General features: G+C 49.9%; 23 protein-coding genes and 1 CRISPR repeat array. Of the genes, 17 read left to right on the top strand and 6 right to left on the bottom strand.

What is annotated here, in order from left to right:
• Window positions 1-255: 255 nt before the first annotated feature.
• From DFQ00_RS06625 to DFQ00_RS06600, 6 genes are all read right to left on the bottom strand, one after another.
• Window positions 256-3,516 carry an efflux RND transporter permease subunit gene (locus tag DFQ00_RS06625; protein WP_110895687.1) on the bottom strand — a complete coding sequence of 1,087 codons (3,261 nt, stop codon included), beginning with the start codon at window positions 3,514-3,516 and terminating at the stop codon, window positions 256-258.
• Window positions 3,517-3,549: 33 nt separating this feature from the next.
• Window positions 3,550-4,497, bottom strand: a complete 948-nt coding sequence (locus tag DFQ00_RS06620) for a TetR/AcrR family transcriptional regulator (protein ID WP_110895686.1) — start codon at window positions 4,495-4,497, stop codon at window positions 3,550-3,552.
• Between the two features lie 360 nt (window positions 4,498-4,857).
• Window positions 4,858-5,172, bottom strand: a complete 315-nt coding sequence (locus DFQ00_RS06615) for a DMT family transporter (RefSeq protein WP_110895684.1) — start codon at window positions 5,170-5,172, stop codon at window positions 4,858-4,860.
• Window positions 5,172-5,528, bottom strand: a complete 357-nt coding sequence (locus DFQ00_RS06610) for a DMT family transporter (RefSeq protein WP_110895683.1) — start codon at window positions 5,526-5,528, stop codon at window positions 5,172-5,174. Before DFQ00_RS06610 ends, DFQ00_RS06615 begins: the two co-directional genes overlap by 1 nt.
• A complete protein-coding gene (locus tag DFQ00_RS06605; protein WP_244213710.1) occupies window positions 5,525-6,190 on the bottom strand; it encodes a TetR/AcrR family transcriptional regulator in 666 nt (221 codons plus the stop codon). Before DFQ00_RS06605 ends, DFQ00_RS06610 begins: the two co-directional genes overlap by 4 nt.
• A 130-nt stretch (window positions 6,191-6,320) precedes the next feature.
• Window positions 6,321-7,826, bottom strand: a complete 1,506-nt coding sequence (locus tag DFQ00_RS06600) for a phospholipase D family protein (RefSeq protein WP_110895679.1) — start codon at window positions 7,824-7,826, stop codon at window positions 6,321-6,323.
• 201 nt (window positions 7,827-8,027) lie between these two features.
• Between DFQ00_RS06600 and DFQ00_RS06595 the strand changes: the two genes are divergently transcribed.
• The 17 genes from DFQ00_RS06595 (at window position 8,028) to prmC (ending at window position 26,480) form a co-directional block, all read left to right on the top strand.
• On the top strand, window positions 8,028-8,948 hold the full coding sequence (locus tag DFQ00_RS06595) for a MerR family transcriptional regulator (RefSeq protein ID WP_110895677.1): 921 nt from the start codon (window positions 8,028-8,030) through the stop codon (window positions 8,946-8,948).
• 296 nt (window positions 8,949-9,244) lie between these two features.
• Entirely contained in the window at window positions 9,245-10,795 is a 1,551-nt protein-coding gene (locus tag DFQ00_RS06590; RefSeq protein ID WP_110895675.1) for a phytoene desaturase family protein, read from the top strand.
• Window positions 10,792-12,255: a phytoene desaturase family protein gene (locus DFQ00_RS06585; protein ID WP_110895673.1), complete on the top strand. Its 1,464-nt coding sequence runs from the start codon at window positions 10,792-10,794 to the stop codon at window positions 12,253-12,255. The genes DFQ00_RS06590 and DFQ00_RS06585 overlap by 4 nt, the downstream gene beginning before the upstream one ends.
• Entirely contained in the window at window positions 12,252-13,124 is an 873-nt protein-coding gene (locus tag DFQ00_RS06580; RefSeq protein ID WP_110895671.1) for a phytoene/squalene synthase family protein, read from the top strand. Before DFQ00_RS06585 ends, DFQ00_RS06580 begins: the two co-directional genes overlap by 4 nt.
• A complete protein-coding gene (locus DFQ00_RS06575; protein ID WP_110895669.1) occupies window positions 13,124-13,891 on the top strand; it encodes a carotenoid biosynthesis protein in 768 nt (255 codons plus the stop codon). The genes DFQ00_RS06580 and DFQ00_RS06575 overlap by 1 nt, the downstream gene beginning before the upstream one ends.
• Window positions 13,860-14,627, top strand: coding sequence for a lysophospholipid acyltransferase family protein (locus tag DFQ00_RS06570; protein ID WP_110895667.1), 768 nt, complete (start codon window positions 13,860-13,862; stop codon window positions 14,625-14,627). Before DFQ00_RS06575 ends, DFQ00_RS06570 begins: the two co-directional genes overlap by 32 nt.
• 1 nt (window position 14,628) lies before the next feature.
• On the top strand, window positions 14,629-15,789 hold the full coding sequence (locus tag DFQ00_RS06565) for a glycosyltransferase family 2 protein (RefSeq protein WP_244213709.1): 1,161 nt from the start codon (window positions 14,629-14,631) through the stop codon (window positions 15,787-15,789).
• Between the two features lie 5 nt (window positions 15,790-15,794).
• On the top strand, window positions 15,795-17,438 hold the full coding sequence (locus DFQ00_RS06555) for a phytoene desaturase family protein (RefSeq protein ID WP_174812317.1): 1,644 nt from the start codon (window positions 15,795-15,797) through the stop codon (window positions 17,436-17,438).
• 242 nt (window positions 17,439-17,680) lie between these two features.
• Window positions 17,681-18,748: a type 2 isopentenyl-diphosphate Delta-isomerase gene (gene fni / locus DFQ00_RS06550; protein ID WP_110895665.1), complete on the top strand. Its 1,068-nt coding sequence runs from the start codon at window positions 17,681-17,683 to the stop codon at window positions 18,746-18,748.
• Window positions 18,749-19,220: 472 nt separating this feature from the next.
• A CRISPR array of direct repeats spans window positions 19,221-20,204; the repeat unit is 33 nt; unit sequence GTCGCACTCTGTATGGAGTGCGTGGATTGAAAT.
• Window positions 20,205-20,469: 265 nt separating this feature from the next.
• Window positions 20,470-20,634 carry a hypothetical protein gene (locus DFQ00_RS29440; RefSeq protein ID WP_208643755.1) on the top strand — a complete coding sequence of 55 codons (165 nt, stop codon included), beginning with the start codon at window positions 20,470-20,472 and terminating at the stop codon, window positions 20,632-20,634.
• 56 nt (window positions 20,635-20,690) lie between these two features.
• A complete protein-coding gene (locus tag DFQ00_RS06545) occupies window positions 20,691-21,005 on the top strand; it encodes a hypothetical protein (protein WP_146236122.1) in 315 nt (104 codons plus the stop codon).
• Between the two features lie 26 nt (window positions 21,006-21,031).
• Window positions 21,032-21,427: a hypothetical protein gene (locus DFQ00_RS06540; RefSeq protein WP_110895660.1), complete on the top strand. Its 396-nt coding sequence runs from the start codon at window positions 21,032-21,034 to the stop codon at window positions 21,425-21,427.
• A gap of 248 nt (window positions 21,428-21,675) precedes the next feature.
• Window positions 21,676-21,846, top strand: a complete 171-nt coding sequence (locus DFQ00_RS06535; protein ID WP_110895658.1) for an aspartyl-phosphate phosphatase Spo0E family protein — start codon at window positions 21,676-21,678, stop codon at window positions 21,844-21,846.
• 201 nt (window positions 21,847-22,047) lie between these two features.
• Complete coding sequence (locus tag DFQ00_RS06530) at window positions 22,048-22,536, top strand: GNAT family N-acetyltransferase (RefSeq protein ID WP_110895657.1); 489 nt, start codon at window positions 22,048-22,050, stop codon at window positions 22,534-22,536.
• 226 nt (window positions 22,537-22,762) lie between these two features.
• Window positions 22,763-23,863, top strand: a complete 1,101-nt coding sequence (gene ychF, locus DFQ00_RS06520) for a redox-regulated ATPase YchF (RefSeq protein WP_110895653.1) — start codon at window positions 22,763-22,765, stop codon at window positions 23,861-23,863.
• 640 nt (window positions 23,864-24,503) lie between these two features.
• Window positions 24,504-25,571 (top strand): peptide chain release factor 1, encoded by a 1,068-nt coding sequence (prfA, locus tag DFQ00_RS06515; protein ID WP_110895651.1) that lies wholly within the window; start codon window positions 24,504-24,506, stop codon window positions 25,569-25,571.
• A gap of 24 nt (window positions 25,572-25,595) precedes the next feature.
• Complete coding sequence (prmC, locus tag DFQ00_RS06510) at window positions 25,596-26,480, top strand: peptide chain release factor N(5)-glutamine methyltransferase (RefSeq protein ID WP_110895878.1); 885 nt, start codon at window positions 25,596-25,598, stop codon at window positions 26,478-26,480.
• The last annotated feature ends 78 nt before the right edge of the window (window positions 26,481-26,558 follow it).

Genomic DNA, 26,558 nt, shown 5'->3' with positions numbered 1-26,558 from the left:
TAAGGATAAGTATACGTGCTTTTGCACCGGATGAGCTTAAAGCTTACGTTCTTTGGTTTGAATAACAAAAACCATTCATATTTTTGTGATAACACTTAAATGAAGTTGATATATGAAAGTTATTCTTACACGGATATCAAAAAAAGCCCTTGATCGGGCAACGGAATCAGCCATAATTCCATTGCCTGTCAAGGGCTTGCTTTTCAACACGTTTGAAGCTTTGCTGTGCTGTGATTAGAGGCTTACAATCATCCTTTAATCTACAATTTTTTTCTTTTTGAATTTCATCAGGAACTCATACACAATCGGCACAATGACAAGGGTGAGCAGTGTGGAACTGATCAGCCCGCCGATAACGGTGATGCCGAGTCCTTTTGAAATAATGCCCGCGCTCTCTTCGAGACCTGTAACAAGTGGCAGCAGGGCACCGATGGTTGCGAGCGCCGTCATCAGGATCGGACGCAGACGTGTAGCTCCTGCTTCCAGCAATGCTTCACGCGTAGAGAGTCCTTCTTTTTCTTTGTGAATAACACGGTCGATCAACACGATGGCGTTGGTAACCACGATACCAATCAGCATCAGTGCCCCCATCATTGCGGATACGTCGAGCGTTCCACCGGAGACGAACAGACCAACCATGATACCAATTACTGTAAACGGAAGCGAGAACAGAATCGCGAATGGTGCAAGTCCACCGCCAAATGTCACGACAAGCACAAAGTATACAATCGCAATGGCTGCCAGCATCGCCAGACCAAGCTGCTTGAATGTATCGTTAATCTGCTCTGTCGTACCGCCAAACTTCACTTCAACGCCATCTGGCAGGTCAAGCTTGTCGATGCTTGCTTGCAGATTCTGCGAGGCTTTGGCTACATCGGATGCAAGAATGTTGGCTTTGACCTGCACAACCACTTTACCATCAATGCGCATGATGGAGTTCGGTGAAGTACCTTCTTCGACTTTGGCTACATCCTTGATCGGAACCTGGATGCCCAAAGGTGATGTAACTGTCTGGTTCTCAATATCCTTAATGCTGCTGAACGTTTTGTTGTCGGTTTCGACGTAGACTTTATACGTTTTGTTATCCATGTCTACTTCAGTGAGCACTGGACGTTCGCGCACCGGACTTAATGTCATGGCAAGTTGACCTGCTGTAAGACCAAGCTTGCTCAGCTTCTCCTGATCGGCAACCAGCGTGTATTGACCGTACGTGTTGGAGATCGTGGTATCTGCTTTTTCAAAAGATTCCTTGTCTGCCTGAACCAGCTTCAGAATTTTCTCGGCTACCGGTTTCAACTGCTCCACACTGTCGCCGTAGATCGACAGGCTCAGACTGCTGCCGCCTAATCCGCCGGACATGTTGAGCTCATTCCATGTACCCTTGGTAACTTCCTTTTGCAGACCTTCAACCAGCTGTTTTTTTACATCGGTGAAGTCTTTGGTGTCTTTTTTGTATTGAATATAGAACAGCGCAGAGTTTCCTCCGCCTCCGCCCATGCTCGCGAGAGGGCTGCTGCCGCCGATGGAGTATTGCATTTTCTCCAGACCTGGCTGTTTCAGCAGCCATTTCTCGGCAACGAGCGCTTCCTTCTCAACATCCTCACGAAGCGAGCCTGTTTCCGGGCTATACGTGATCGTTACGAATTTATCCTTCTGCTCCGGCAGGAAGCTTGCACCGATGAATGGATACAGGAACAGACTGCCGACTAACAGCACAACAGCAATGCTGACCGTAATCAATTTATGTGAGAGTGTCCAGTTAAGCAGGCGTTTATAACCTTCAGCGAGCTTGCCTGGTTTCTCTTCATGATTTTGATTACCCTTGATGCCTTTGCGGAACAGGCTGTGCGCCAGCATTGGAACGATGGTAATGGCAACCAGCAGAGATGCGAGCAGGGCGAATACCATCGTTAAGGCAAACGGTGTAAACAGCTCTCCGACCATTCCGCTAACGAGTGCTAACGGCAAGAATACCGCAATCGTCACAATAGTGGAGGAGAGGATCGGGATAAACATCTCACGAGTGGCTTCACGTACCAGTTCACGGCCTTTAAGTTTCTCGTTTTTGAGAGTCATCCTGCGATAGATGTTCTCGATAACTACAATCGAGTCGTCGACAACCCGCCCAATCGCAACAGTCATCGCACCCAGGGTCATCATATTTAATGTAATGTCCATCAGATTGAGTGCTGTCAATGCCATGAGCAAGGAGAGCGGAATCGAAATAATGGAGATAATGGTTGAACGAATGTTACGCAGGAAGAGCAAAATAATCAGGACTGCGAACAAAGCACCGAAGGCCGCTTTGCCCAGCATCGTATTTACGGAATCCTGAATCGGCTTGCCCTGATCCAGCAGGATCGTCAGCTCGGCGTTTTTAAACTGCTTTTGCAGTTCTTCGGCTTTGCTTTTCACTGCTTTAACGACATCCACGGTATTCGCATCATTGGATTTTACCACCGAAATCCCGATGGATTCCTTGCCGTTTGTACGTGAGATGGACTCGGCTTGACCGATGACCTCAATCTTGGCAATGTCGCTCAGCTTAATCGTCGGGATACCGGCTGGGCTGGCGGCACCAGCCGCACCGGAAGGATTAGCCGCCGCAGCGCTTCCGCCGCCTGCTTGGCCGGCTTGAGCTGATGGATCGATTGCTTGACCTGCCTTAGCTCCGATTCCTTCATAAGCTTGCGGAGCGGCAGTGCGTTGCCCGGCTCCAGCGCCTTGCCCGGCTCCAGCACCTTGGGCTGCGGAAGCTCCTGCCCCGCTTGGAACAACCGGAATAGCCAGGTTTTTCAGATCATCAAGGCCGATGATATTGCCGTCAACAACGACAGCCTTCTGGGATTTATCCAGTTCGAAGAGGCCAAGAGGCACGCGAATCGACGAACCTTTAACGATCCCGTTCACCGTATCTTCGCTTAGTCCGAGTTCAGCCATTTTGGCCTGATCAAACTTCAATTGCACTTCTTTGACGTATTGACCTGATACCTGAACCTGAGCTACACCGTCAATATCTTCGAGTGCAGGTTTGATATCGGATTCTACGAGGCGTGTCAGTTCTTCCAGATCACCGCCGTCTTTGTCGGACAGGCTCAGCGATACAACCGGGAACGAGTTAATGCTGAATTTCGTGATGGTCGGTTTCTGCACGCTGTCCGGCAATTGCACCTCGTTCAGTGCTTCGCGAACCGTTGCGGTTGCGTTGGTCAGATCGGTCCCATAATCAAATTCAAGCGTAATGGACGCTGCATTCTCCATCGAGGTGGAGGTGACTGTTTTCACACCTTCGACGTTGCGCAGCTTCTGTTCGAGCGGCTTGGTGACATTTTCTACAATACCCTCAGGGGCTGCACCTGGATCAATGGCTGTAACATTCAGAAACGGTACATTGATGTTCGGGATAGTCTCCTGTTTCATCGTAACGCCGCTGTACAGACCTGCGAACGAGATAATGATGGTCAGAATCCAGATCGCAAACTTGTTGTTCAGTGAAAAGTTAATAATCCCTTTCATACGTTGGTTTCTTCTCCTCTCTGTGTCTCCTGTTTATGTGTTTGACGAGTCAGCCTGGATAAACCGGTTATACATGGTGTCCATAATGTGCTGAAGCTCGGAGTGCATAGGCTCAAGCGGAATGATCCCTTCCAGATTGCGCATCATACCTAGAACGATAGCTCGTCTTGGGGAAAACTCCATAATCTCTTGTCTTAGTATGGCAATAGTCTCAAGGACATCATTCCTTGATTGTCCCGGTTGAAGCTCCTGCGATGCGATGTCCTGCATTTGCTTCAAAATATGGACGGGATGGCGCAGTATAGCGGAGTCCTCCTGAGCTTCTGCGACCCAGGCTGGCCACTGCTCAAGCGGAATTAACGGTACTGGATGATGCTGAAGATAGCCTTGGGCTGCGTAATCCATCATTTGCAGGAGATTGGCTGCCATTTTGTTCGCTGTCAGTGAAGGCATCTCGGTAAACCAGATTTTCACATAAGACAGGAAAAGGCCATGCGTCAGCATGATGAGATCAATGGTATAAGGCTCAATCTCGGGGCCGTACAAGCCCTCCAGCTTGCTCCTGAACCAATGCAGTGTACGAATCTGGATATCTCTTTGATGCGGAGTACACTTCTCTTTGCGCTGCTGCTCATCGTCCAGCATCATGCTGCGCATCTGCACACGCAAAAATTCCTTCAACTCAGCGACATGTGCCAGCAACGCCTCGATTTGTTTATGAATCCGCTCTCGGGAGGTCAGACTGGTCTCGTGCTCGATTTGAGACATCTCATCCATCAGAACGTACATGCAATACTCTAGCGTGCTGGCCTCCAGCTCCTCCTTGGATTTGAACATCAGATACAAGCTGCCTTTGGACATCCCGCACAACTCGGCAATTTCCTGCATGGAGGTGGCGGCGCTGCCCTTGGCAGAAAACAGCTTGAGCGCTGTGGTGATGATCAGCTTTCTCTTCTCATTCATCTCATGAATTGGGTTCATTAAGGATACATTCACCTCATTCGGAACTCTTGAGTTCTTGAATTGACTTCTTGGTCAAGATAAGTATAAACGATGTGAATATCAGATTACAAATTTCTGTGTGATATGGGGAAAGGTCGAGACAGATGTGGGGAGTGAGAATTAATATTCATAATCTCTCGCTCGTAAAGCGGGCATGAAAATGCCAGAAAAAAAGTACATTCTACAGACTTTGAATGAGCTGTATCTTGTACTTTTAGGCTTTGGAGATTATACAGAAGGTTATTGTTGTCTTATTGTTCTATATGTTTAAAGGGATGATCTGCAATATCATAATTTCTGGTGTGATGAAAAGATGGAATGTTATATTCATAGATTCAGTTACGTAATCAGCTTCAACCCGACAGCCGCCACCAAAATCATGGCGATGAACAGCAGCCGCTTTGCTTCTCTTCGTTCACCGAACAGCAGCATGCCCGTCACCGTGCTTCCTACCGTACCGATTCCGGTCCATACCGCGTAGGCCGTGCCCATTGGAATAGCAGTCATGGCGTAAGATAACAGCGAGAAGCTGAATACAAATGATACGAGCATCAGTACGATGTACGGCCACCCCTTACGAGAAGAAGCCCCGTTAATACCGATGACGCCAAAAATTTCACAGATTCCTGCACCAGCAATGGCAAGCCAAGCCATTATGCTGCACCTCCTTTAACATGTGGTTCCTTGCTTTCCTGCTGGTCTGTCACCAGCTTTAATCCGATGACGCCGCAGAGCAGCAGTCCAATAAGCAATACTTTAGCGAGACGGAACGGTTCACCGAACAACAGCATCTCTGTCAACACGGTACCGGCGGTACCAATCCCCGTAAACACGGCATAGACCGTACCAACAGGCAGTCTCTTGGAGGCGGCAATGATTAATGCAAAGCTGATGACAATGGCAATTGCCGTCAATACCCATTCCCATGTACTTGAAGCGTGCTTCAGCCCGCTGACCCAGACGATCTCGATGATTCCTCCGATAAAAACGTACAACCAGTTGCGGTTCATGATGTCAAATCTCCTTCCGGCACAATAGATCGTGCCTGTTCATTCAAGCTGCGTACGCCATGCCAAAAGACAGGCCACGCAGCATTCAGCCGTCGCTTGTATCGGCGGGAGCTTCCATAAATAATCTCAACGGTAATGCCATCGAGAAATGTCATATAAGCAATGGCTACCTGCTCTGCGGGAACAGACGGGTGCTCTCCTTGGCGAATCGCTCGTTGCAGCAGACGAGATAATGCACGCTCCATGCCGTCGAGAAACGGATATACCAGATCCATCACAGGCGTATATAGGTCGGGTGGTGGATAATAACAGTTGCGTAGCATCAGACGAGCAGAGGCGTGATCCTGATACTCCTGCTCGAACCAATCCGGCAGCTTCCGCAGGCGCTGCTCCATTGGCAAGTGAGCATGCTCACGGAAGAACTCCAGAATATGCCTTCGTACCTCCTGAAAAGCGTGATCCAGCGTATGCATAAACAAGTCCTCTTTGCCGCTGAAATGCGCATATATCGACGGTTTCTTGATTCCAACCTCATCAGCTATCGCTCTTAATGAAGCTCCTTCATAGCCGTCTCTGGCAAAATGAAAAAGGGCTGCATCCCGAATGGATTGAGCAGTCATTGTATTCACCTTCCTAACGGTCGTTAGGTAATATCTTTTCACACATTACATCCTGTGTCAATAGAAAATACACCCGCCGCAAATGGAGAATGCAGATGGATGTATTCAGGTGATGGGTTTGAAGATGTATATAGGTAGATAATTTTTCATTCAACAAGTACCAATGCACAGATCAAAATGTAGTAAAGCCTAAAATGAGCTGAAGCTTATAAAGGATACCCTTCAAAAAAGTGGTGTTCTGCTGAAATTCCTCCAGATTTAACGTAAAGGTTGCGTCCTCGTTCGCCCATATACGCTTGAAATAATTCGCAACGTCTATCGTGAACGCATTGTCTGACGGCGCGGAGATCCAAATGTTATTTTCCAGATTATAGTCATTCAGATTCCGGGGGGTGAGGTTGGTTGATCCGCCAAGCACGATATGGTTTCCGGCCGCTTTGGCGACATAGATCATTTTGGTGTGGTATTGCTCCTTGGTGGTGTTATACCAGCGAATCTGGATGCTGCCATTCGATTTATCATGTAATTCGGCGGCAACAGGGCGATTGGGAATGCCGATCTTTTCCTGTCCAAAGGCATTTTCATTCGGGTCAAGCACAAGCCGGATGTCCGCTCCTCGGTTCGAGGCATCCAGCAATGCCTCCAGTACTCTAGGCGAAGCAAGGTAGAACATGCCCATCCATAACGTATCGCCTTTCCCGGTCTGGCTAATCTCATAGAGCAGCGTGTCATTTACTTTACCTTCGGTCACATATCGCAGGCGAATCGGTCCTTCACTATCCTGTGTACCCTCTGAAGAGGAAGAGGTCTGCGCAGAAGCGTCATATACAGGAAGTTGCCCCCCGCCAGACAGATCAACAACGGCTTGCTCCGCTTGAAGGATGTCTCCGATAATCGGGCCATTCACCTCGAAGCCGATGTTGGAATGATAAGCGCTGGCATCATGAATGTTGCCTGAGGAGACAATGGCTGTTTTCTCGCTGGCAACGACTTTGCGGTGATTGGCCTTTACATTCAGCAATTTCAGATAGGAGCGTAGCGTAACATCGGGGCCATCTGTCGCCATCAGATTCGGAATCCAGCCCTTCCCGTTCCCGGACTGCCCAAACCATTGGAAGAAGGTACGCCAGACCGCTGAATACACCGGTGTAGAATCACGCAAAGGATCCACATTGGTGATCACTACATGAATACCTGCCTGTTTCATCTGCTCCAGCAGCGGATTAGGGGCTGAGTTATAGTTTGTATTGACTTCATCGGTAATGAACCAGATGTCCATGTCGGGATGCTGTGTTTTTTGGGCAAGCAGTGCATTGGTGAATTGTTGACTGACTGGTGGGAATTGCTGCCCCTTATGCTGATAGTTGTTGAACAGAAACATATCTACGATGACAAACTGTTCGGCATCCTTCACGATCTGGAGCATGCGCTGGAAAATCTGCTGCTCATGTTCCATCTGTCCGTCGGAGGAAGGATAGGTGAGATCGTGCAGGAACTGCACGTTCTGTACCCGGTACTCCTGACTTGCGTATGAAATACCTGGCGGCAACGGCTTGGTGGTCTGATAGATCATCACGGCAATAAGCCAGAGGATAAGCAGCACAATTGCTGTTCGTATGTAAGGGAATCTGCGTTGTGAAGCTTGCTGATTCGAGATGCGGCGGCGTGATGAAACCAATGGTGGATGCCTCCCTTCTGTGCTTGCTGGATGACGTATATTACCACAGGGCTGACGATGTTGACGCAAGAGAAGTGACGAATGCTCGCCAGAAGCACAGCAGGATGAATTGAGGCACGTTAATCGACAGGTGTATGACCGTTGTGTATAATGAATGTATTATTTTTGTAGAACGTTTACGGAGAGAAAGTAGGTAATCATGTGTATTCCATCAAACAAGTCGCTGCCATGCTTGGCATTCAGGCGGTCACGCTTCGGGCTTGGGAAAATCGGTATAATGCAGTCACCCCTGAGCGGACAGAGTCGGGTTACCGCATGTACACGGAAGACCATGTTGCTGATTTGCGTTGGCTGAAGGAGCAGATTGATCAGCATCAGACCAGCATCTCCGAGGCAGTACGCATGTTAAAGGAACAAAAAGAAAGCAGATCCAAAGCGGAGATTCCTATGCCCATGTTACCTCCAGTACCTGTTGCGGAAGATGCTTATGCACAGATGACCGATCAGATTTACGAGTCTCTCTATCATTTTCAGGGCGAGCGCGCCAACGGTTTGATTGATTTCGGATTCACGATGTACGGATATGACAGCATGTTCTATCATGTGCTCGTTCCAATCCTGATTCGGGTTGGAGACGCATGGGAGGAGGGACGGGCAACGATAGCGCAGGAGCACTTCATGACTCAACTGATTTCCCAGCGGTTTTATCAGTTTTTCCATCTGTTCCCGATCTATCCGCATCTGCCCAAAGTTCTGGCCCTTTGTCCGGAAGGGGAGCATCATCAGGTCGGTTTACTGCTCTTTTCGTTGTTCATGCGCAAAAACGGGGCTGAAGTCCTGTATCTCGGTGCCAACACACCCGAAGAGGGTTTACTCCCGATTATTAAGGAGCAGAAGATCAAGCTGGTCTGTCTGTCCATTACCAACCCTGTATTTGTAGACACCTGTGATCGGCTGATTGACCGAATTCGAGATGAATTTCCGCATGTTCGATTTGTGCTGGGCGGTAAAGGGTTTGAACGAGCGGAGCACGCCCGCCACCCGGAATGGATTATGCCCACTGATTCGGCAGAGTGGCAGTCATGGATTGAACGTGAGTATTTCACATCGACCGGCGGGTAAGGGGTAGTGCGTGGACAGGGACGTTTTTTTCTACATAAAACAAAGACGAACGGAATAGATTCATGTATAGCGGACATCCTTTGATCTAATGATCAAGGGATGTTTTTTTTGTGGATTTTGCGAAAAAAACAATTAATTTGACCCGTGGGTCATTTTATGTTTTACTTGTCGTATAATATTTGTACTACATTTGTATAATGTTTTTGAGTTTATCCGATTAAAGTGTTTCTCCGCGGTTTAATAATAGGTTAGGGGCTTGAGAACTAGAGAGGTTCCCACATAGAAAGGTGAGTGGCATGATACCGAATCAACAACGTAAACGTGCAGCCATCATTGGCGCAGGTCCGGGCGGACTTGCAGCAGCCATGTTACTGTCCGGTCAGGGATATGAGGTCGATGTATATGAGAAACAGCCAACCATTGGTGGACGTTCTGCCCGCCTGGAGCTAGGTGAATACAAGTTCGACCGCGGGGCTACTTTTTTGATGATGCCTCAGTTAATTGAAGAGATGTTTGATATGGTCGGGCGCAAGCTGTCGGATTATGTGGATATGAAAGAACTGACCCCGCTGTACGCGTTGAACTTTGGAGACAAGGTATTCACCCCTTCACGCAATCGGGAAGAGACAGCAGCGCAGATCAAGGAGCTGTTCCCTGGTAATGAAGAGAACTACCTTCGTTACATGCAGGATGAGGAAGTGAAGCTAGCCAAAGTCATGCCATTGCTCCAGCGTCCGTTTGGCAAGCTGACTGACTATTTACGCAAGGATGCAATCACGGCACTGCCCAAGCTTGATATTAATAACACGGTTTACGGCATTTTATCCCGTTATTTTACGGATGAACGCCTGCGCTGGGCTTTTACATTCCAGTCCAAATATCTGGGCATGTCCGCATGGGATTGTCCGGGCACGTTTACGATGCTGTCGTTTATCGAGCATCATTATGGTCTGTTTCATCCGATCGGTGGTTTGAATCGTATTTTTCAGGCGATGGCCGATGTCGTTGAAGAATATGGCGGACGTATCCACACCGGTACCCCTGTGAAGCAGGTCATTGTTCGCAATGGACGTGCAGAAGGTGTGCTGCTGGAGAATGGGGAACGGATTGAGGCTGACCATGTCGTGCTCAATGCAGATTTTGCCCATGCTGTGAACCATTTGTTCGAACCTGGCGTACTGAAGAAGTACACACCTGAGAAAATGAAACGCAAAAAATATTCCTGCTCTACAGCAATGCTCTATATGGGTGTAGATGGCGAGATTGATCTGCCACATCACTCGATTTATTTTCCAGAGGATTACCGGGTCAATGTAGACGAGATTACGAAGCACAAAATGCTGTCTGCCGACCCGTCTCTATATGTTCATAACCCATCGAGGCTTGATCCGACACTCGCACCGGCAGGAAAATCTGCACTTTATGTGCTGATGCCGACACCAAATCTTACCGGAGACATCAATTGGGAAGCGGAACGGGCGAGTGTGCAGGAGGCGATGATCAAGCGGCTGGAAGCTATTCCAGAGCTGGCTGATATCCGTGGGCGCATTGAAGAATGCATGCTGTTTACACCGCTGGATTGGCAAAACGAGCTGGATGTATACCGCGGGGCGACCTTCAATATGGCGCACAATCTGGGTCAGATGATGTACCTCAGGCCGCATAATCAATTCGAGGAATTGGAGCGAGTCTGGTTGGTAGGCGGGGGAACCCATCCGGGTAGTGGTTTGCCAACGATCTTTGAATCGGCACGCATCAGTGTCAGACTCATTCAGGAAGAGGATGCCCGCAGACGGACCAAGCCCTCATCCTATGTGCGTGCGGCAGAAGCCGGAGGGCACTCATGAAGCGGGCTGCGGTTATAGGCGCAGGGATTGGCGGCCTTACCTCCGCACTGCTGCTGAATCGTCAGGGATGGGATGTTACGGTGTATGAGCGGGGTTCCCGCGTGGGTGGACGAATTGCTTTTGAACAGGAAGGCGATTATCGAATTGACCAGGGACCAACCATTGTTCTGCTGCCGGAGATGCTGCTGGGCATTCTCGAAGAGGCGGGCGTGGAGCGCTCCAAGGTTGAGCTTCTGCGATGTGACCCGTTATATCGGGTGCACTATGACAGCGGACGTGTCATGACCAAGATGACAGATCGCCACGAGCAGACGGCAGAGATTGAACGACTGTTCCCCGGCGAGGGCCGTGGATTCACACGATTTATGAAGGATATGGACACCCTGTTTCCCGCAGGTCGTGCAGCATTTCTGGAGCAGATGTTTCCGCGTAAAAGGGATTTCTTCACGCCCTCGCTCATGGCCCTCATGGGCAGATTGCGAGCACACAAAAGTGTGCGCAAGGCGGTAGGGGATTATTTTGAACATGAAGAATTGCTCGATGCGTATTCGCTGCAAAGCCTGTATATTGGCGGATCACCCTTTGGCACTCCTGGTATTTACTCCCTGCTTCCTTATGCGGAGCATGAATATGGCATCTGGATGGTTCGAGGCGGTTACGCGGCTTTGCCCGAAATTCTGGAGCAGGAGCTGCTTGCCCGCGGCGGCAAGATCAAGCTGCAGACGGAAGTTACCGGGCTGACGATTCGCAATGGGGTGTGTACAGGTATAGAAACAGCAGAAGGCGCAGAAAATGTGGATGCTGTAGTCTATAATGGCGATTTCCCCCACTTGAACGGTTTATTGAAGCAGACACCTGAGGTAACGGTCAGACGGAAGCCGTATCGCCCCTCTTCCGGCTGTGTACTGATCTATGCCGGGGTAGACAAAAGATGGGATGATGCCGTGACACACCAGTTCTTCCTGCCTCCGAGTCTGGATGGAAGCCTCAAGGAAGTATTCCAGAAGCGCCGCATTCCGGCGAGGCCTTCGTTTTACGTATTCAACCCGGCTGCGGTCGATGACACAGCTGCACCTTCGGGGCAGAGTGTATTGTATTTTCTCATCCCTGTGCCGGACGCTGAAGGCGTGAACTGGGAAGAGGAGAGCGAAGCATTGGCAGAACGTGTACTGGAGGAAGCGGAGCAGCGGGGATTCCCTGGTTTACGTGCGGCGTTGCGATGGAAAAAGCTACGGACGCCTGCCGACGCAGCGCGTGACGGTCTGTATGGCGGTGGGAGCTTCGGCATAGCACCTGTCCTGTTTCAGTCCGGCGTATATCGACCGCAGCCCAAGCCGTTTCCCAAGATTAAGGGATTATACGCTGCCGGAGCATCGGTGCATCCAGGTGGCGGCGTGCCGATTGTGATGCAAGGTGCGCGAATGGCTGTGAATCAACTCATGAAGGAGATGGGAACATGAATGAAGCAATTTTGAGCAGATGTGAAGAGTTGATGCAGAAGGGCTCATCGTCTTTTTATCAGGCCTTCAAAGGGCTGCCAAGTCCGCGCCGCGAGGCGGTATATGTTATCTATGCCTTTTGCCGCATGATTGACGACAGTGTGGATGAACCCGAGCAATCCACCTATACGATACATGAAATTCAGGATCTGTTTGAGCGTCTGGAAGAAGCAGAAGGACATTTTATCTGGCCTGCACTGAGATGGCTGTTCAGCAGCTTCCCGCATCTGGACAAAGGCCCTTTTTTCCGTCAGATGGAAGGTCAGTTAAGTGACTTGAGAAAGACACATTACCACACGATGGAGGAGCTGGAGCATTACTGTTATCTGGTGGCGGGTACGGTAGGAGAGATGCTGCTGCCTGTGCTGCGTGATGATAACGGTGCAGAAGTGGCGATAAACGGGATTGCACTCGGGAAAGGCATGCAGATCGTCAACATTATTCGTGACGTGGGAGAGGACCGGGCAAGACTGCGCCGTTATGTCCCTCTGGAGATCATGGAGAAACACGGGTACTCCGAGCAGGATTGGGTGAACGGTGTTGTGGATGAACGATTTGTTGCCATTATCCAGGACATGAAGGCTGCGGCGCTGAATTGGTTCCGTATCGGCATGGATCGTCTGGACACGTATCCGGCAGAAAGTGCATTTTCGATTGAGCTTGCGGCGGCGTTTTATTCAACGATTCTGCATGCTGTGGAGCGTAACGACTATGATGTATATACGAAACGTGCCTATGTCAGCGATGAATTGAAACTGGAGATGTTAGGTGCGATTGTGAAGCGTTACCCAATGCTGGCATTTCAAGCCTCCCGAATGGCGGTATCCTGATGGTCCAGTGGGTATACTGGGTGTGGTATGCCATCGGAGCGATCCTCATGCTGACGATTGGTGTTCCCGAGGTGTTATCCTTTTCAAACGGTCTATTCCTTGTATTTTATGCACTTTACGTGCTTGATCTTATATATCAGCCATCCAACCGATCTGCTTTGTCCGACCAGTCAGTCAAATGGCTGCGCCCCGACCTCTGGATCGCTTCCTTCATTATCTGGCTGGGCGGCATGGGGGTGGAGTGGATCGGTGTACATACCCATTGGCCTTTTGGCGAGTACGCGTACTCCAGCTTCTTTGGCATTCATCTGTTCAGTGTTCCGGTGACGCTCGGGTTTGCATGGATTGCGGTCGTTGGCAATTCAGCGCTGATCAGCGGGGGTGGGTCGACCTGGGGCGGCAAGCTGGTGCGTGCACTCAAAACGGGATTTTGGGCAATTGTGCTTGATCTGGTGCTTGACCCGGTTGCTCATGCAAGGGGATTCTGGGAATGGCAGGCTCCAGGCGGGTTCTATGGTGTTCCATGGACGAATTATGTTAGCTGGTTCATCATGGGTGCATTTTTATCGCTCTTTTTGCCTGTGATGCCTAAGGATCGTCGTTCGCTCCTGCGTGCCAAATGGCTGTACCAGCTGTTTATTCTTCTGTTCGGCCTGCTGGCGCTGAAGGAAGGCATTACCGGCAGCTTTATTATCGCGATTGCAGGTGTGCTGCTTGCCGAGGGGAGCTGGTTGTATGATCCGCGCCGTAAAATCCAAAGCGTTTGACCAGGTATTCTCCCTGTACAATCATTATTATCTGCTGCGCAGACGGTTTCGTTCGTTCACACTGTCTGGCTCGCTCGATCCGCAGGTGGCTGATAGCTATGGCAATCTGATGCCCATGGCTCCGAATCAGCCTGTTGTTTATTTCATGAACCACAGCTCGTGGTGGGATGGACTGCTGCTGTATCATGCGGCGAAGCAAACCTCACGCGGTGATCATTATGTGATGATGGAGGAGCGGCAGCTTCGGCAGTATGCTTTTTTTCGCAAACTGGGGGCGTACTCGATCAATAAGGAAAGTGCTTCTGGTGTTCGAACCTCACTGCAATACACAGGAGAACTGCTCGCTGCTGGCAAAAGGGTCTGGATTTTCCCGCAAGGTGAAATTCTGCATCAGGAGGCCCGTCCGATTCGGTTTCGTCCAGGCATTGGGCTGGTGCTTCGGCGTTTCCCGCAGGCCGTTGCCGTACCGGTCACATTATGTCACGGCATGGTTCAGCATGATCTGCCGGAAATCTCTATGCAGGCAGGCTCGCCTGTAGCTGAGGATTGGAAAGCATGGAAGAGTGAAGAGATTGCAGAGCGGCTGGGGCATGTGCTGGAGCAGCAGCTGGATGATCACAGGTCGGCTCTGATCGGACTTGGGCAAGGAAGTCTGCCAGATGCGTATCCCTTGATTCGCGGCATGCGCTCTACCAGTGAAAAATATGATGAGGCACGAAAGCGGGTGAACCGATAGCATGAATCAAGATCTGAGTGCAGCTGAAATTCTGTGGATGTGTCTGATGGGCGGGCTGCTTGTGCAGATGTTATTTGCCCTATGGAATGCCGCCTGTCTGCCGAAAATATACTCTTTCCGAAAGAGCAGCATAACACCGCCCGATACGCTTGTTTCAGTTCTGATTCCTGCAAGGAATGAACGCTTACATATTGAAGAATGTCTAGAAAGTGTGCTTGCCAGTCATACGAAGGGATTTCGCATGGAAGTATTGGTGCTGGACGACCGCTCCGAGGATGAGACGGCTGCACTGGTTCAGGCAATTGCTGACCGTGATCCGCGCGTGCGGTTGCTGTACGGCACCGATCTTCCGGCAGGGTGGATGGGCAAATCACATGCCTGTCATCGTCTGGTTCAGGAGGCGCGAGGGGAATGGTTTATGTTTGTCGATGCCGATGTTCGCGTGATGCCGGATGCGATTCGGCAGACTGTGGCTGCCGGGAGTGCGCAGGGCGGTGGACTGGTTACGGGGTTTCCCTATCAGGTGGTCAAAACCTGGATGGAAAAGCTGGTCGTGCCGATGATGATGTTTACGATCATCAGTCATTTACCTATTTTCATGATACGCAGGTCAGCCAATCCGATGTTTGTTGCCGCTACGGGGGCTTTTTTACTTATTCATCGCACAAGTTATGAAGCATCCGGCGGTCATGCTGCAATTCAAGGGCATCTGGTGGATGATATGAGTCTTGCCAAAGCGGTCAAGCGTGCCGGTCATCCCGTGATGCTTGCGGATGTACATGATGTGACAAGCACACGTATGTATCAGAATGGTGAAGAGGTATGGAACGGGTATAAGAAAAACATGTACGAAGGCATGGGACGGAGAGATGTGCTGCTGCTTGGAACAATGCTGATGTACTCTGTTATGTATATTGTGCCGCCTTTGGGGCTGGTTGTCGGGCTGCTTACGGGCAATGCAACGTCCATTCTGTATGGATTCACGGGAACGCTGCTTGGCATAGCTGTAAAACGAGTATCTGATCACGTCGGTGGTCAGCCGTGGTGGCTTTCGTTGCTGCAGCCGATCAGCATGGCTTGTGTGATTGCCATCGGTATGGCCTCCTGGCAAGCGGGCCGATCTGGTAAAGGGTACGTGTGGAAAGGAAGGCGGTATAGCTGATGCGCATGGAACAAGGGAATGTGGACGGTAAAGGAACAGCAACAGGAACAGCAACAGGAACAGCAACAGGAAAAGCAACAGGAAAAGCAACAGTAAAAGCAGCATTACCACGGAGAGAAGAAACAAACCTGCATCATGTACATCTGACGGAAGCATCAAGCCCGAGAACAAAACAGGACGTTATTATTATTGGGTCGGGCTTCGGGGGGCTGTCTTGTGCGATCCGCCTTGCTTCTGCTGGCCTGCGTGTAACCATTCTGGAGCGGCAGAGTCATGTGGGTGGCAAGCTGCAGCAGGTCGTGCAGGATGGATATCATTTTGACCGGGGGCCAAGCACGATTACGATGCCGGATGCATTTCGCTCGGTGTTTGATCAGGCTGGCGTGCAGATGGAGGATTACGTGCAGCTGTATGAGCTGGAGCCGCGAACACGGAATGTGTTTGCAGATGGTACGACGGTGGATCTATCGAAAAATCGTGGCTGGATGAAGGAGCAGATTGCTGCATACAGCCAGCAGGATGCCATGCGTTATGATGCGTTTATGGATGAATCTGCGTCATTGTATGCGGAGGCGAATCGCCATTTTCTGGGCAAGCTGTTGTTGAAGCCGTCCGACAAATACAATCTGCAAATGCTGCGCAGTCTGCTCCGGGTGCGCCCCGCCGTCAAGCTGGATGCACTGCTGCGCAGGTATTTCAGCCACCCCCATACCCTTGCTATGTTCGGGCGATACGCCACGTATGTAGGGTCTTCACCTTATTTGTGCCCCTCCATCTTCGCGATGATGGGTCATGTAGAAGCGGAAGTGGGCATCTACGGGGTAAAAGGCGGAACGTATCAGCTTATTGAGGGCATGACCCGACTTGCGCGAGAGAAGGGTGTACACATTCTGACGGGGGTAGAAGTGCACCAGATCGTGGTTCGCCATGGCAAGGTGGTCGGCGTGGATACCGATCGGGGCTTGATGGAGGCTGATCGGGTTGTGGCTAACGGCGATGTGCTCAGTGTAAATCGCCTGCTGCTGGCACAGGAGCATCGGAAACGCATGAGTGATGACCGAATCGCAAAATATGAACCGTCCATCTCTGGTTTCGTCACCCTGGCTGGAGTGCGCAGACAGTACGGCCAGCTGCTGCATCATACCGTCTTTTTCCCGGAGCAGTACGAGCCTGAGTTCGAGCATATTTTTGGTGATCGCATGATGCCGGCCGATCCAACGATATACCTCTGTTACTCTGGATATTCTGAATCCGGCATGGCCCCTGTCGGAGCCAGCAATCTGTTCATTCTGGTTAACGCTCCGTATCTCTCGAACGCATGGAACTGGGAGCAGCAGCAGGCGTGCTACGGCGACTTTGTGCTGGAACAGCTGGAAGCACGCGGCATTGGTGGACTGAAACAGTCAGATGTGTTAATTCGATATACTCCGCAGCAGATCGCACAGGATACATTAGCTCATCAAGGCTCGATCTATGGCATTTCGTCCAATTCGATGAAGCAGACCTTCATGCGTCCAGGCAATCAGAGCAGCGATGTTCAGGGACTCTGGTACGTGGGCGGCACAACCCACCCTGGCGGCGGAACCCCGATTGTTACATTGTCTGGTCAGCTTGTGGGTGAACAGCTCGTAGCGGAGATGGGCAGGTAGAGTAAAGTAAGGAGAAAAGGATGCTCCGGTATTCCAATAGATTATTATTATTAACTCATGGGGTCGTGGAGCATTCTTTCATTGAGTGAACAGGAACGGTATACTGGATAGAGTTGTTTACATAGAAACGAGAGATACGGAGCAGGTAAGGAGGCAGAGAGCAGGAAGCGCGAAACCGGATACATGAATGAAATGCTTTCATTCCTGCCCATGTCCATCATTCTCACATAGGAGGTCTCATCATGAATGAACAAGAGCGAGCCGGCAAACGGCTGCTGCCCGAAGTAGCAACGGGAGAACGGAAGCTGGAGCACGTACGCCTCTGTCTGGAGCAGAATGTGGCAGGAGAAGGCATAACGAGCGGGCTGGAAAAGTATGCATTCCGGCATCATCCGCTGCCTGAGCTGGATTTTGAAGAGGTGTGTCTGGACACTGCGTTCCTTGGCAAAAAAATGCGCACACCCCTGCTCATCAGTTCGATGACGGGTGGAAGTCAAACGACAGGCGCCATCAATGAGCGCCTGGCGCGGGTAGCGAACGCCAGAGGCTGGGCGCTCGGGGTAGGCTCGATCCGGGCTGCAGTAGAGCAGCCCGAGCTCGCGAGCACATTTGATGTCCGACGCTGGGCACCGGACATCCCGGTGATCGCGAACCTGGGCGCGGTTCAGCTGAACTATGGCTTCAGCACAGCTGATTTCCAGCGTGCCGTGGATATCGCTGGCGCGGATCTGCTTGTCCTGCATCTGAACACGCTGCAGGAGGTATTCCAGCCGGAGGGCAATACAAACTTCAGCGGTCTGTACCAGCGGATCGAGAGCTTGTGTCTTGAACTGGAGGTGCCTGTCGGCGTAAAGGAAGTTGGTTTTGGCATTGATGGCATGACGGCGCAGCGGCTGTACGAAGCGGGGATATCGTTCATTGATGTGGCTGGCGCAGGCGGTACAAGCTGGGTACAGGTAGAGAAGTATCGCAATAACAACCCGGTACGCCGGGCAGCGGCGGAAGCCTTTGCCGACTGGGGCATTCCGACAGCAGAGTGCATTCAGGACGTGCGCGCACTGAATCCAGACGGGGCGCTGATCGGCAGCGGTGGACTGTACACGGGCGTGGATGCCGCCAAAGCGCTCGCGCTGGGTGCTGACCTCGCAGGCTTTGGCCGCTCGCTGCTCGAATCGGCCGTTACCTCCGACGAAGCGTTATCCGAGCGGCTGGAGCAGGTCGAGTTCGAGCTACGCACGGTTATGTTTGGCATCGGTGCAGGCAGCATTGCAGATGTGAAGCAGACAGAACGTCTGGTGGAGCGGCGATAATGTTGAGGGAGTGGGAAGCAGGTCATTGAGCACGCTAACGATCTCACAAAACCTTATTTCGCCCTTTGCACAGTGTTTCCAAATCTAACGATCACCAGAAGCGTTATTCGGGTGAAAACCTCTGAAATTTGGCGTAAATCCCAGCTTTTCAAGCAAATAAGGTTCCTGGGGATCGTTACAATCTCAGAATGCCCGAAATAGGCTAAATAGCGTCACTGGAGATCGTTAGCGATTGATGAGGAGTCTACGTACATGTGCTGAAGTGTGTAAGAGGGATGATGTGGTGCGAACCCCAAGCTCACATGATTTCCCTGGGAGATTCGCACCTGAAATTGCATGGGGAATTCCCTTTTGGCAACGAATTTCGTTTGTTTATATCTATTTTCTGTTGTAATTGTTGAATTCATCGTATATAAAATTGGAATTACGTAATTAGTTATACTAATTCAACGTTATAACGCTGTTTTTCGCTGTCGCACTCTGTATGGAGTGCGTGGATTGAAATCCTGATCCAAAGATCACTTCATACACGGACTTGCAGTCGCACTCTGTATGGAGTGCGTGGATTGAAATCTGACTTGCTACAAAGTTTCTGAACATGGGATCACGTCGCACTCTGTATGGAGTGCGTGGATTGAAATTCTGAAGATACTCAGCTGTGATGTCCCAGATATACGTCGCACTCTGTATGGAGTGCGTGGATTGAAATAGATGTCTGGTCAAGGCTGCCGTCAATGGGAAACGGTCGCACTCTGTATGGAGTGCGTGGATTGAAATACCTGTTATGTGATTTATTTAGAGGTTAAACATGAAGTCGCACTCTGTATGGAGTGCGTGGATTGAAATTTACTATCAGTGCAGATCGCTACGATCTCAAAGGCCGTCGCACTCTGTATGGAGTGCGTGGATTGAAATACAAGTTGCGGACGCAATGCTTCAATATAATAAGTCGCACTCTGTATGGAGTGCGTGGATTGAAATGAATCGTTTTATCGTAAACAACTTGCAAATAACCCAGTCGCACTCTGTATGGAGTGCGTGGATTGAAATTTGCAAATACGTGTACCACGGCCCCTGTGAAGGAGTCGCACTCTGTATGGAGTGCGTGGATTGAAATTTGCTGTCTGGATCGGATTGCAGTTGGTGCTGGTGGTCGCACTCTGTATGGAGTGCGTGGATTGAAATCCTCATGGTCTGTTCACATCCCTTCTGGATATGATGTCGCACTCTGTATGGAGTGCGTGGATTGAAATTTAAAGCTATTGATGCTTTGATTGGGTTGGATAGTCGCACTCTGTATGGAGTGCGTGGATTGAAATCTACCTCTCTCATTCAATTGGCCTTACACCGGGAAAGTCGCACTCTGTATGGAGTGCGTGGATTGAAATAAACAAGTACATATCAGAACAGTTATACATGGTTGGTCGCACTCTGTATGGAGTGCGTGAAAATTCATATTGTGGAATGCAATGATCACAAAATAAGGTGGAAAACTAAAAACACCTAGACTCATCTATGATCTAATCCGATGTGTTTGGGTGTTTTCCCACGTTATTGTATCCACTGATATAGTAGACAATCCACAAGTAAAAAATGATGATAATTACATAAATATTGTATGATTTCATTGATCGAGCTTAATTTCATGGGAAGGCGGTGTCCCTTTGAATTCAAAAGCCACAATTTGTGACCATTTAGAACGATATTTGAAAAATAATCGGATGACCATTCATCGTTTTTCAGAGATTTCAGGTGTTAATTCCGGGACACTAAGCGGCACCTTGAAAGGACTTCGTCCGATAGGCTTGAACCAGTTGGATCGGATTACTGCTGGATGGGCTTACCTGAAGGCCACTTATATGAACTATACATACACGAATATTTAGTCGATTTCAATCTGGATTGGCGAAGACTAAGGCCCTTTTTATATCGTTGCGCGGAATTGGGTCATGTCTCTTATATGGAGACTGCGGTCAGATATGTGGTTGATCATCTCTCGTATGTTCCCATGCTGTTTGAGCTGGCTGAACAGTTATATAGCGAGGGGAAGCAGGAGGCGTGCATACCTTTATACCGCAGTGTTGCTGAGAGTGAGAAATTACAGCATTCGGAGCGTCTGGCTTTAAGCCAGTACCGCTTGTTTTCTATCGGGCTTTCTAATGATCAGAGCAACAATCTGACATTAGCCATACAATTCGAGCTCTTTGTTCAACGGCTTGACGAACCTTACCAATTCGATGCACTAAAGACTATTTAAAGTATATCTCTGATCGAAAAAAAGAAGTGTTCCCTGCACTATGCGGGATTGTAACCGCAGCGAATCGGCATAATATCAATATTGATTCTGTTCTTGATGAGTATCAGTCCTATCGGGTGTACGAGGAGCAAAGCAGCCGATTTGGAAAAATGAACAAACAGTATACGAATGACCAATACGGTATGCTGCTGGCAGGACTAGGTACATACTATTTGAAGAATAATGATTATGACAGAGGTGTAGGGTATATTCGCAAAGGCATGGAATTTGCAATTGAAAATATGAATAAGGATGGTCTTCTGGATTGCTTGGGGCTATTTGATGATTTGCAGCACTATGCAACCGGACGGGGCGCTAAGCCAAGCGCAGAACAGCTTATCGAGAAGATTCAAAGATTGTATAGCGCAAATGTTAAATCGTAAAAATTGAAAAGAAACACAGGCATTGTCAATATGTAATAATAGACACAATGATATTGTACCTGACGAAAAACAGTTTTCGCCCGAATACATCCTCAGCTTTCGAAATGCTCTTTGAACAGACAAGCGTGATAGATTGATCAGAGCCTTTTCGGGTAAGGGGTGTTTTTTTTGTTACACACTGTTGGGGTTTATTTGAATTTCTGCTAATTAGCAGGATGTTCTAAAATGGTACAGCAGGGAGGGGTGTTATGGATCGTGACGAACTCAAACTGCGAATTGAGGAAGCGAGGGAGAGACTCCATCAATTAAAAACGGAGTATGGCGACCTTCTGCACCCTCAGGTAATTCATCAGTCCATGGTGCTGGACGAGCTGATTAATCGGTACAATGCTGTGAAAAGGGTAAAGCCGATGGAATAACCCATCGACCTATGGGCGAGAAGCTTTGGCCGGTCGCTCGCCCTTATATTTTAACATAAGTAGACATGGAAAAAAGAGAAATGCCTAACTTACACCATCAGCGTACAGTACAATGAGGTATAATAGACTAAGATCAATTGGATGTAAAAATATACATAAATCACAGCTGAGCGATCACATCCAGATGAGGAGGAATACAGCATGGAATTGTTGCCAATGAACGCGGAGCAATTTGCGAGCTTTCGCAGTCGTTCAATCGCAGATTTTGCAGAAGAAAAGATAGAAGCGGGTACATGGGCGCCGGAGGAGGCGCTAGAGCGGGCAGAGGAATCGTATAAGCGTTACTTGCCAGAGGGGTTAGACACGCCAGGGGCTTATGTGTACAATCTGGTGCATTCAGTGGATGGCATTGTCGGATATATCTGGTTTAATGTTACGGAAAACCGCCGCGGAAAAGAAGCATTTCTGTTGGATATCGTTGTAGAAGAAGCACATCGTGGCAAAGGATATGGCACAGAGACGATGGAGGTGCTTGAAAAGACCGCACAGAGTCTTGACGTGGACCGCATTGGCCTGCATGTGTTTGGACATAATGAGCGGGCAAGCAGTCTGTATCGCAAAATGGGCTATGAAGTGACAGACTTGACGATGTACAAGGAGATTAAGAACAAAGACAAAGACCAGGGATAATCCTGTAATGCAAACGGATCATTCACCCAGGTCGAGTGAGTGACATGAAACATATGACCAATCAGCAGGCACATATAGATGTGGAAATTAGAGAATTGCAGAATGGATGGCTGGCGATGGATATGGTGATGAATCAGCGAAGTTCCTTGATGCCTCGGGGTTTGTCATATATAATGGTTAGGATTATCCATACCGAACAAGTAATGAATGAGGAGTTGTCATATACATGGCTTTGAAAGCTGGTATCGTAGGTCTGCCGAACGTTGGCAAATCTACATTGTTTAATGCAATTACACAAGCAGGTGCCGAGTCCGCGAACTATCCGTTTTGTACGATTGACCCGAACGTGGGGATCGTTGAAGTACCGGACGAGCGTTTGGACAAATTGACCGAACTGGTTGAACCGAAAAAAACGGTTCCTACTGCATTTGAATTCGTAGATATCGCAGGTCTGGTGCGCGGGGCATCCAAGGGTGAAGGTCTGGGGAACAAGTTCCTTGCCCACATCCGTGAGGTGGATGCGATTGTACACGTAGTACGTTGCTTCGTAGACGAGAACATTACACACGTAGATGGCAAAATTGATCCGATCAGCGACATCCAGACGATTAACCTGGAGCTGATTCTGGCGGATATCGAGAGTGTGGAGAAGAAAATTGAACGCTCCAAGAAAAACATGAAGGGCGGCAACAAAACGGCTGCTCAGGAAGTGGAAGTATTGGAGAAGGTCAAAGCGGTGCTTTATGAAGATATGCCTGCACGCAGCATGGAGCTGTCCGATGAAGAGCGTCTGATCGTACGTGATCTGCACTTGCTTACGCTGAAGCCGGTTCTGTATGCTGCCAACGTGGCTGAGGACGAAATCGGTGATGTAGCGAACAATGCATATGTGCAAAAAGTTAGAGAATTCGCTGCTGCCGAAAATGCAGAAGTGGTGCCAATCAGTGCGAAGGTGGAGGAAGAAATCTCCGAGCTGGAAGGCGAGGATAAACAAATGTTCCTCGAAGAGCTGGGTATTCAGGAATCCGGTCTGAACCTGCTCATCAAAGCGGCTTACAAGCTGCTCGGCCTGTACACGTACTTTACAGCGGGTGTGCAAGAGGTTCGTGCATGGACCATCCGTAAAGGCACCAAAGCGCCTGGCGCAGCGGGTGTCATTCATACGGACTTCGAGCGCGGCTTCATCCGTGCAGAGGTCGTTTCCTACGACGATCTGCTTGCAGCGGGTTCCATGAACGGTGCCAAAGAGCGTGGCCAGCTGCGTCTGGAAGGTAAAGAGTACGTGGTGAATGACGGCGACGTCATGCACTTCCGTTTTAACGTTTAATCTAAAGTCCAGCTTGTTATTTACTGGGTTAAAATAGGTTGAAATAAAGAACAGCACTGCTCTCTTGTACAGAGAATGGTGCTGTTTTTGTTTGGGATTTTATTCAGCAGCATCGGTGTAGATTTATGCTCCTATGATTGCGTTTCCACTGGATTGTTTACCCGTGATGGCTATAATAAAAGAAAGAAGTACCTTCACAGGAGCTGGCAAGCATGGAGAATACGTCCCGATGGGCTCGATGTGATCCTGTGCTTGTATGCGTGAAAATTTAATGTTTGCTTTGTGAACTCTTGCTGTTCAGGAGCATAAGAATATGCTATAATTAAGAGTCGTATACCCATGGTAAACTGTTCGTTCTAATCATTAAGATGGGATGGGGAGCTCCGGGAGGTAGACGATTTATTTATATCACTTTAAAAGTAAAGGATTTGATGACGTTGTAGCGAGGTTATACGTCGATCATATTACACGAAACTGGAATGTCATGCTGCGGTCAGAGGATTCGATCAGAGCCCTGTGGATTGTGGGATTTTGAACTATAGATTATGTAATACCCAAAGAATGTACACAAGTGGTACACGTGCAACCGATATTGAAATGCACATGTGCATGGACAAAATAAAACGTGAGGTGACTATACATGTTGGATAAATTGCAGGCGTTAGCCGATCGTTATGACAAGCTGAGCGAGCTGTTGTGTGACCCGGATGTAGCGAGTGATAACAAAAAGCTGCGTGAGTATTCCAAGGAGCAATCCGATCTTCAGCCGACTTATGATGCGTACAATGAGTACAAACAGGTGAGCGAGGATCTGGAAGCGGCGAAGGAAATGCAAAATGAGAAGCTGGATGACGAAATGCGCGAGATGGTCAAAATGGAGATTGACGAACTGTCCACTCGCCAGAAAGAGCTGGATGAACTGATTCGTGTGCTTATGCTGCCGAAGGACCCGAATGACGACAAAAACGTCATTGTGGAGATTCGCGGTGCAGCTGGCGGGGATGAGGCGGCATTGTTTGCGGCTGATTTGTACCGCATGTACACACGTTATGCGGATGCACAAGGCTGGAAAGTCGAACTGATGGACGTGAATACGAACGACCTCGGCGGCTTCAAAGAGGTTGTGTTCATGATCAACGGCCGCGGCGCGTACAGCAAAATGAAATACGAGAGCGGTGCACACCGTGTGCAGCGTATTCCGACGACAGAATCCGGCGGACGGATTCACACGTCAACTTCAACGGTTGCAGTGATGCCGGAAGCGGAAGATTTTGATATCGAGATTCATGATAAGGACATTCGTGTAGATACGTTCTGCTCCAGCGGAGCAGGCGGACAATCGGTTAATACAACGAAATCGGCGGTGCGGGTAACTCACGTGCCAACAGGTATCGTAGCGACATGTCAGGATGGGAAATCGCAGAACTCCAACAAGGAAAAAGCGCTGCAAGTGTTGCGTACACGTATCTTTGATATGAAACGTATGGAAGAAGAAGCGAAAATCTCGGTAGAGCGAAAAAGCAAAGTGGGCACAGGGGATCGCAGTGAGCGGATTCGTACGTACAACTTCCCGCAAAGCCGTGTTACCGACCACCGCATTGGTTTGACGATGCACAAGCTGGATCAGGTAATGAACGGGGAGATTGAAGAGATTCTGTCTGCACTGACGATTGCACAGCAGACGGAAATGATGGAAAGAGGAGAATAATCTGTGACGCGCGTACAGTTTGTGATGACGCCGGAGCAGAGCTGCCGGGAAGCCTTTGTCGAGGCTTCCTCTTTTTTGGAGAAGTGCGGCGTGTACGAGCCGCAGAACAATGCCCGGCTGCTGCTGGAGCATGTACTGGGCGTCTATGGCGCCCGGTACTACATGATGCAGCCGGAGCCGTTCCCCGGCGAGCAGCGCAGCCGCTGGGAAGACGCTGTAACGCGCAAGGCTGCGGGTGAGCCGGCGCAGTACATTATCGGCAGCCAGGAATTTTACGGGCTGCCGTTCGAGGTCACACCGGCCGTGCTGATTCCGCGGCCGGAGACCGAGCTGCTGGTCGAGGCTGTGCTGCGCGAAGCCGACCGTGTGTTTGACGGCGGTGCTGTGCGCGCCGTCGATATTGGCACGGGCAGCGGCGCCATCGCGGTAACGATGGCTTCGCTTCGCCCGCAGTGGCAGGTGGCCGCCGGGGACCTCTCGGCGGATGCCCTGCAGGTGGCCGCGCGCAACGCGGCCGCGAACGGGGTACAGATCGACTTCCGTGAAGGCGATCTGCTGGCCCCGTTCGCCGGGGAGCGGTTGGACATCCTGGTGTCCAACCCGCCCTACATCCCGGCGGGCGATATCGCCGGGCTGCAGCAGGAGGTGCGCGATCATGAGCCGCGCCTCGCTCTGGATGGCGGTCCGGACGGGCTGGCCCCGTACCGCATCATGCTGGAGCAGCTGAAGCTGCTGCCTGCACCGCCGCAGGTCATCGGTTTTGAGCTGGGCATGGGCCAGGCTCGGGATGTGGCGGCGCTGCTGGAATCGGCGGGGGAGTGGCCGGAAATTATCATCGTTCCCGACCTTGCCGGAATTGAGCGGCATGTCCTTGGCATTCGACCTTCGGAACAGGTGACAAAAATGTAAGGCGACGTAAGTTTTCTTTTTGCCGTGAAATCCTCTACAATGGGGTATGCCGAAGATTTCTGAATGCTTGGGGGAACA

It is taken from the genome of Paenibacillus barcinonensis, assembly GCF_003217495.1.
Lineage (GTDB): Bacteria > Bacillota > Bacilli > Paenibacillales > Paenibacillaceae > Paenibacillus > Paenibacillus barcinonensis.
This window is presented reverse-complemented; position numbering and strand designations above follow the sequence as displayed.

Coding starts and splice junctions, on each gene's coding strand:
- DFQ00_RS06575 (WP_110895669.1), top strand. CDS start 13,124: ATGGTCCAGTGGGTATACTGGGTGTGGTATGCCATCGGAGCGATCCTC.
- DFQ00_RS06585 (WP_110895673.1), top strand. CDS start 10,792: ATGAAGCGGGCTGCGGTTATAGGCGCAGGGATTGGCGGCCTTACCTCC.
- ychF (WP_110895653.1), top strand. CDS start 22,763: ATGGCTTTGAAAGCTGGTATCGTAGGTCTGCCGAACGTTGGCAAATCT.
- DFQ00_RS06615 (WP_110895684.1), bottom strand. CDS start 5,172: ATGGCTTGGCTTGCCATTGCTGGTGCAGGAATCTGTGAAATTTTTGGC.
- DFQ00_RS29440 (WP_208643755.1), top strand. CDS start 20,470: ATGACCATTCATCGTTTTTCAGAGATTTCAGGTGTTAATTCCGGGACA.
- DFQ00_RS06530 (WP_110895657.1), top strand. CDS start 22,048: ATGGAATTGTTGCCAATGAACGCGGAGCAATTTGCGAGCTTTCGCAGT.
- DFQ00_RS06620 (WP_110895686.1), bottom strand. CDS start 4,497: ATGAACCCAATTCATGAGATGAATGAGAAGAGAAAGCTGATCATCACC.
- DFQ00_RS06625 (WP_110895687.1), bottom strand. CDS start 3,516: ATGAAAGGGATTATTAACTTTTCACTGAACAACAAGTTTGCGATCTGG.
- DFQ00_RS06535 (WP_110895658.1), top strand. CDS start 21,676: ATGGATCGTGACGAACTCAAACTGCGAATTGAGGAAGCGAGGGAGAGA.
- DFQ00_RS06565 (WP_244213709.1), top strand. CDS start 14,629: ATGAATCAAGATCTGAGTGCAGCTGAAATTCTGTGGATGTGTCTGATG.
- prfA (WP_110895651.1), top strand. CDS start 24,504: ATGTTGGATAAATTGCAGGCGTTAGCCGATCGTTATGACAAGCTGAGC.
- DFQ00_RS06590 (WP_110895675.1), top strand. CDS start 9,245: ATGATACCGAATCAACAACGTAAACGTGCAGCCATCATTGGCGCAGGT.
- DFQ00_RS06570 (WP_110895667.1), top strand. CDS start 13,860: ATGATCCGCGCCGTAAAATCCAAAGCGTTTGACCAGGTATTCTCCCTG.
- prmC (WP_110895878.1), top strand. CDS start 25,596: ATGACGCCGGAGCAGAGCTGCCGGGAAGCCTTTGTCGAGGCTTCCTCT.
- DFQ00_RS06580 (WP_110895671.1), top strand. CDS start 12,252: ATGAATGAAGCAATTTTGAGCAGATGTGAAGAGTTGATGCAGAAGGGC.
- fni (WP_110895665.1), top strand. CDS start 17,681: ATGAATGAACAAGAGCGAGCCGGCAAACGGCTGCTGCCCGAAGTAGCA.
- DFQ00_RS06555 (WP_174812317.1), top strand. CDS start 15,795: ATGGAACAAGGGAATGTGGACGGTAAAGGAACAGCAACAGGAACAGCA.
- DFQ00_RS06610 (WP_110895683.1), bottom strand. CDS start 5,528: ATGAACCGCAACTGGTTGTACGTTTTTATCGGAGGAATCATCGAGATC.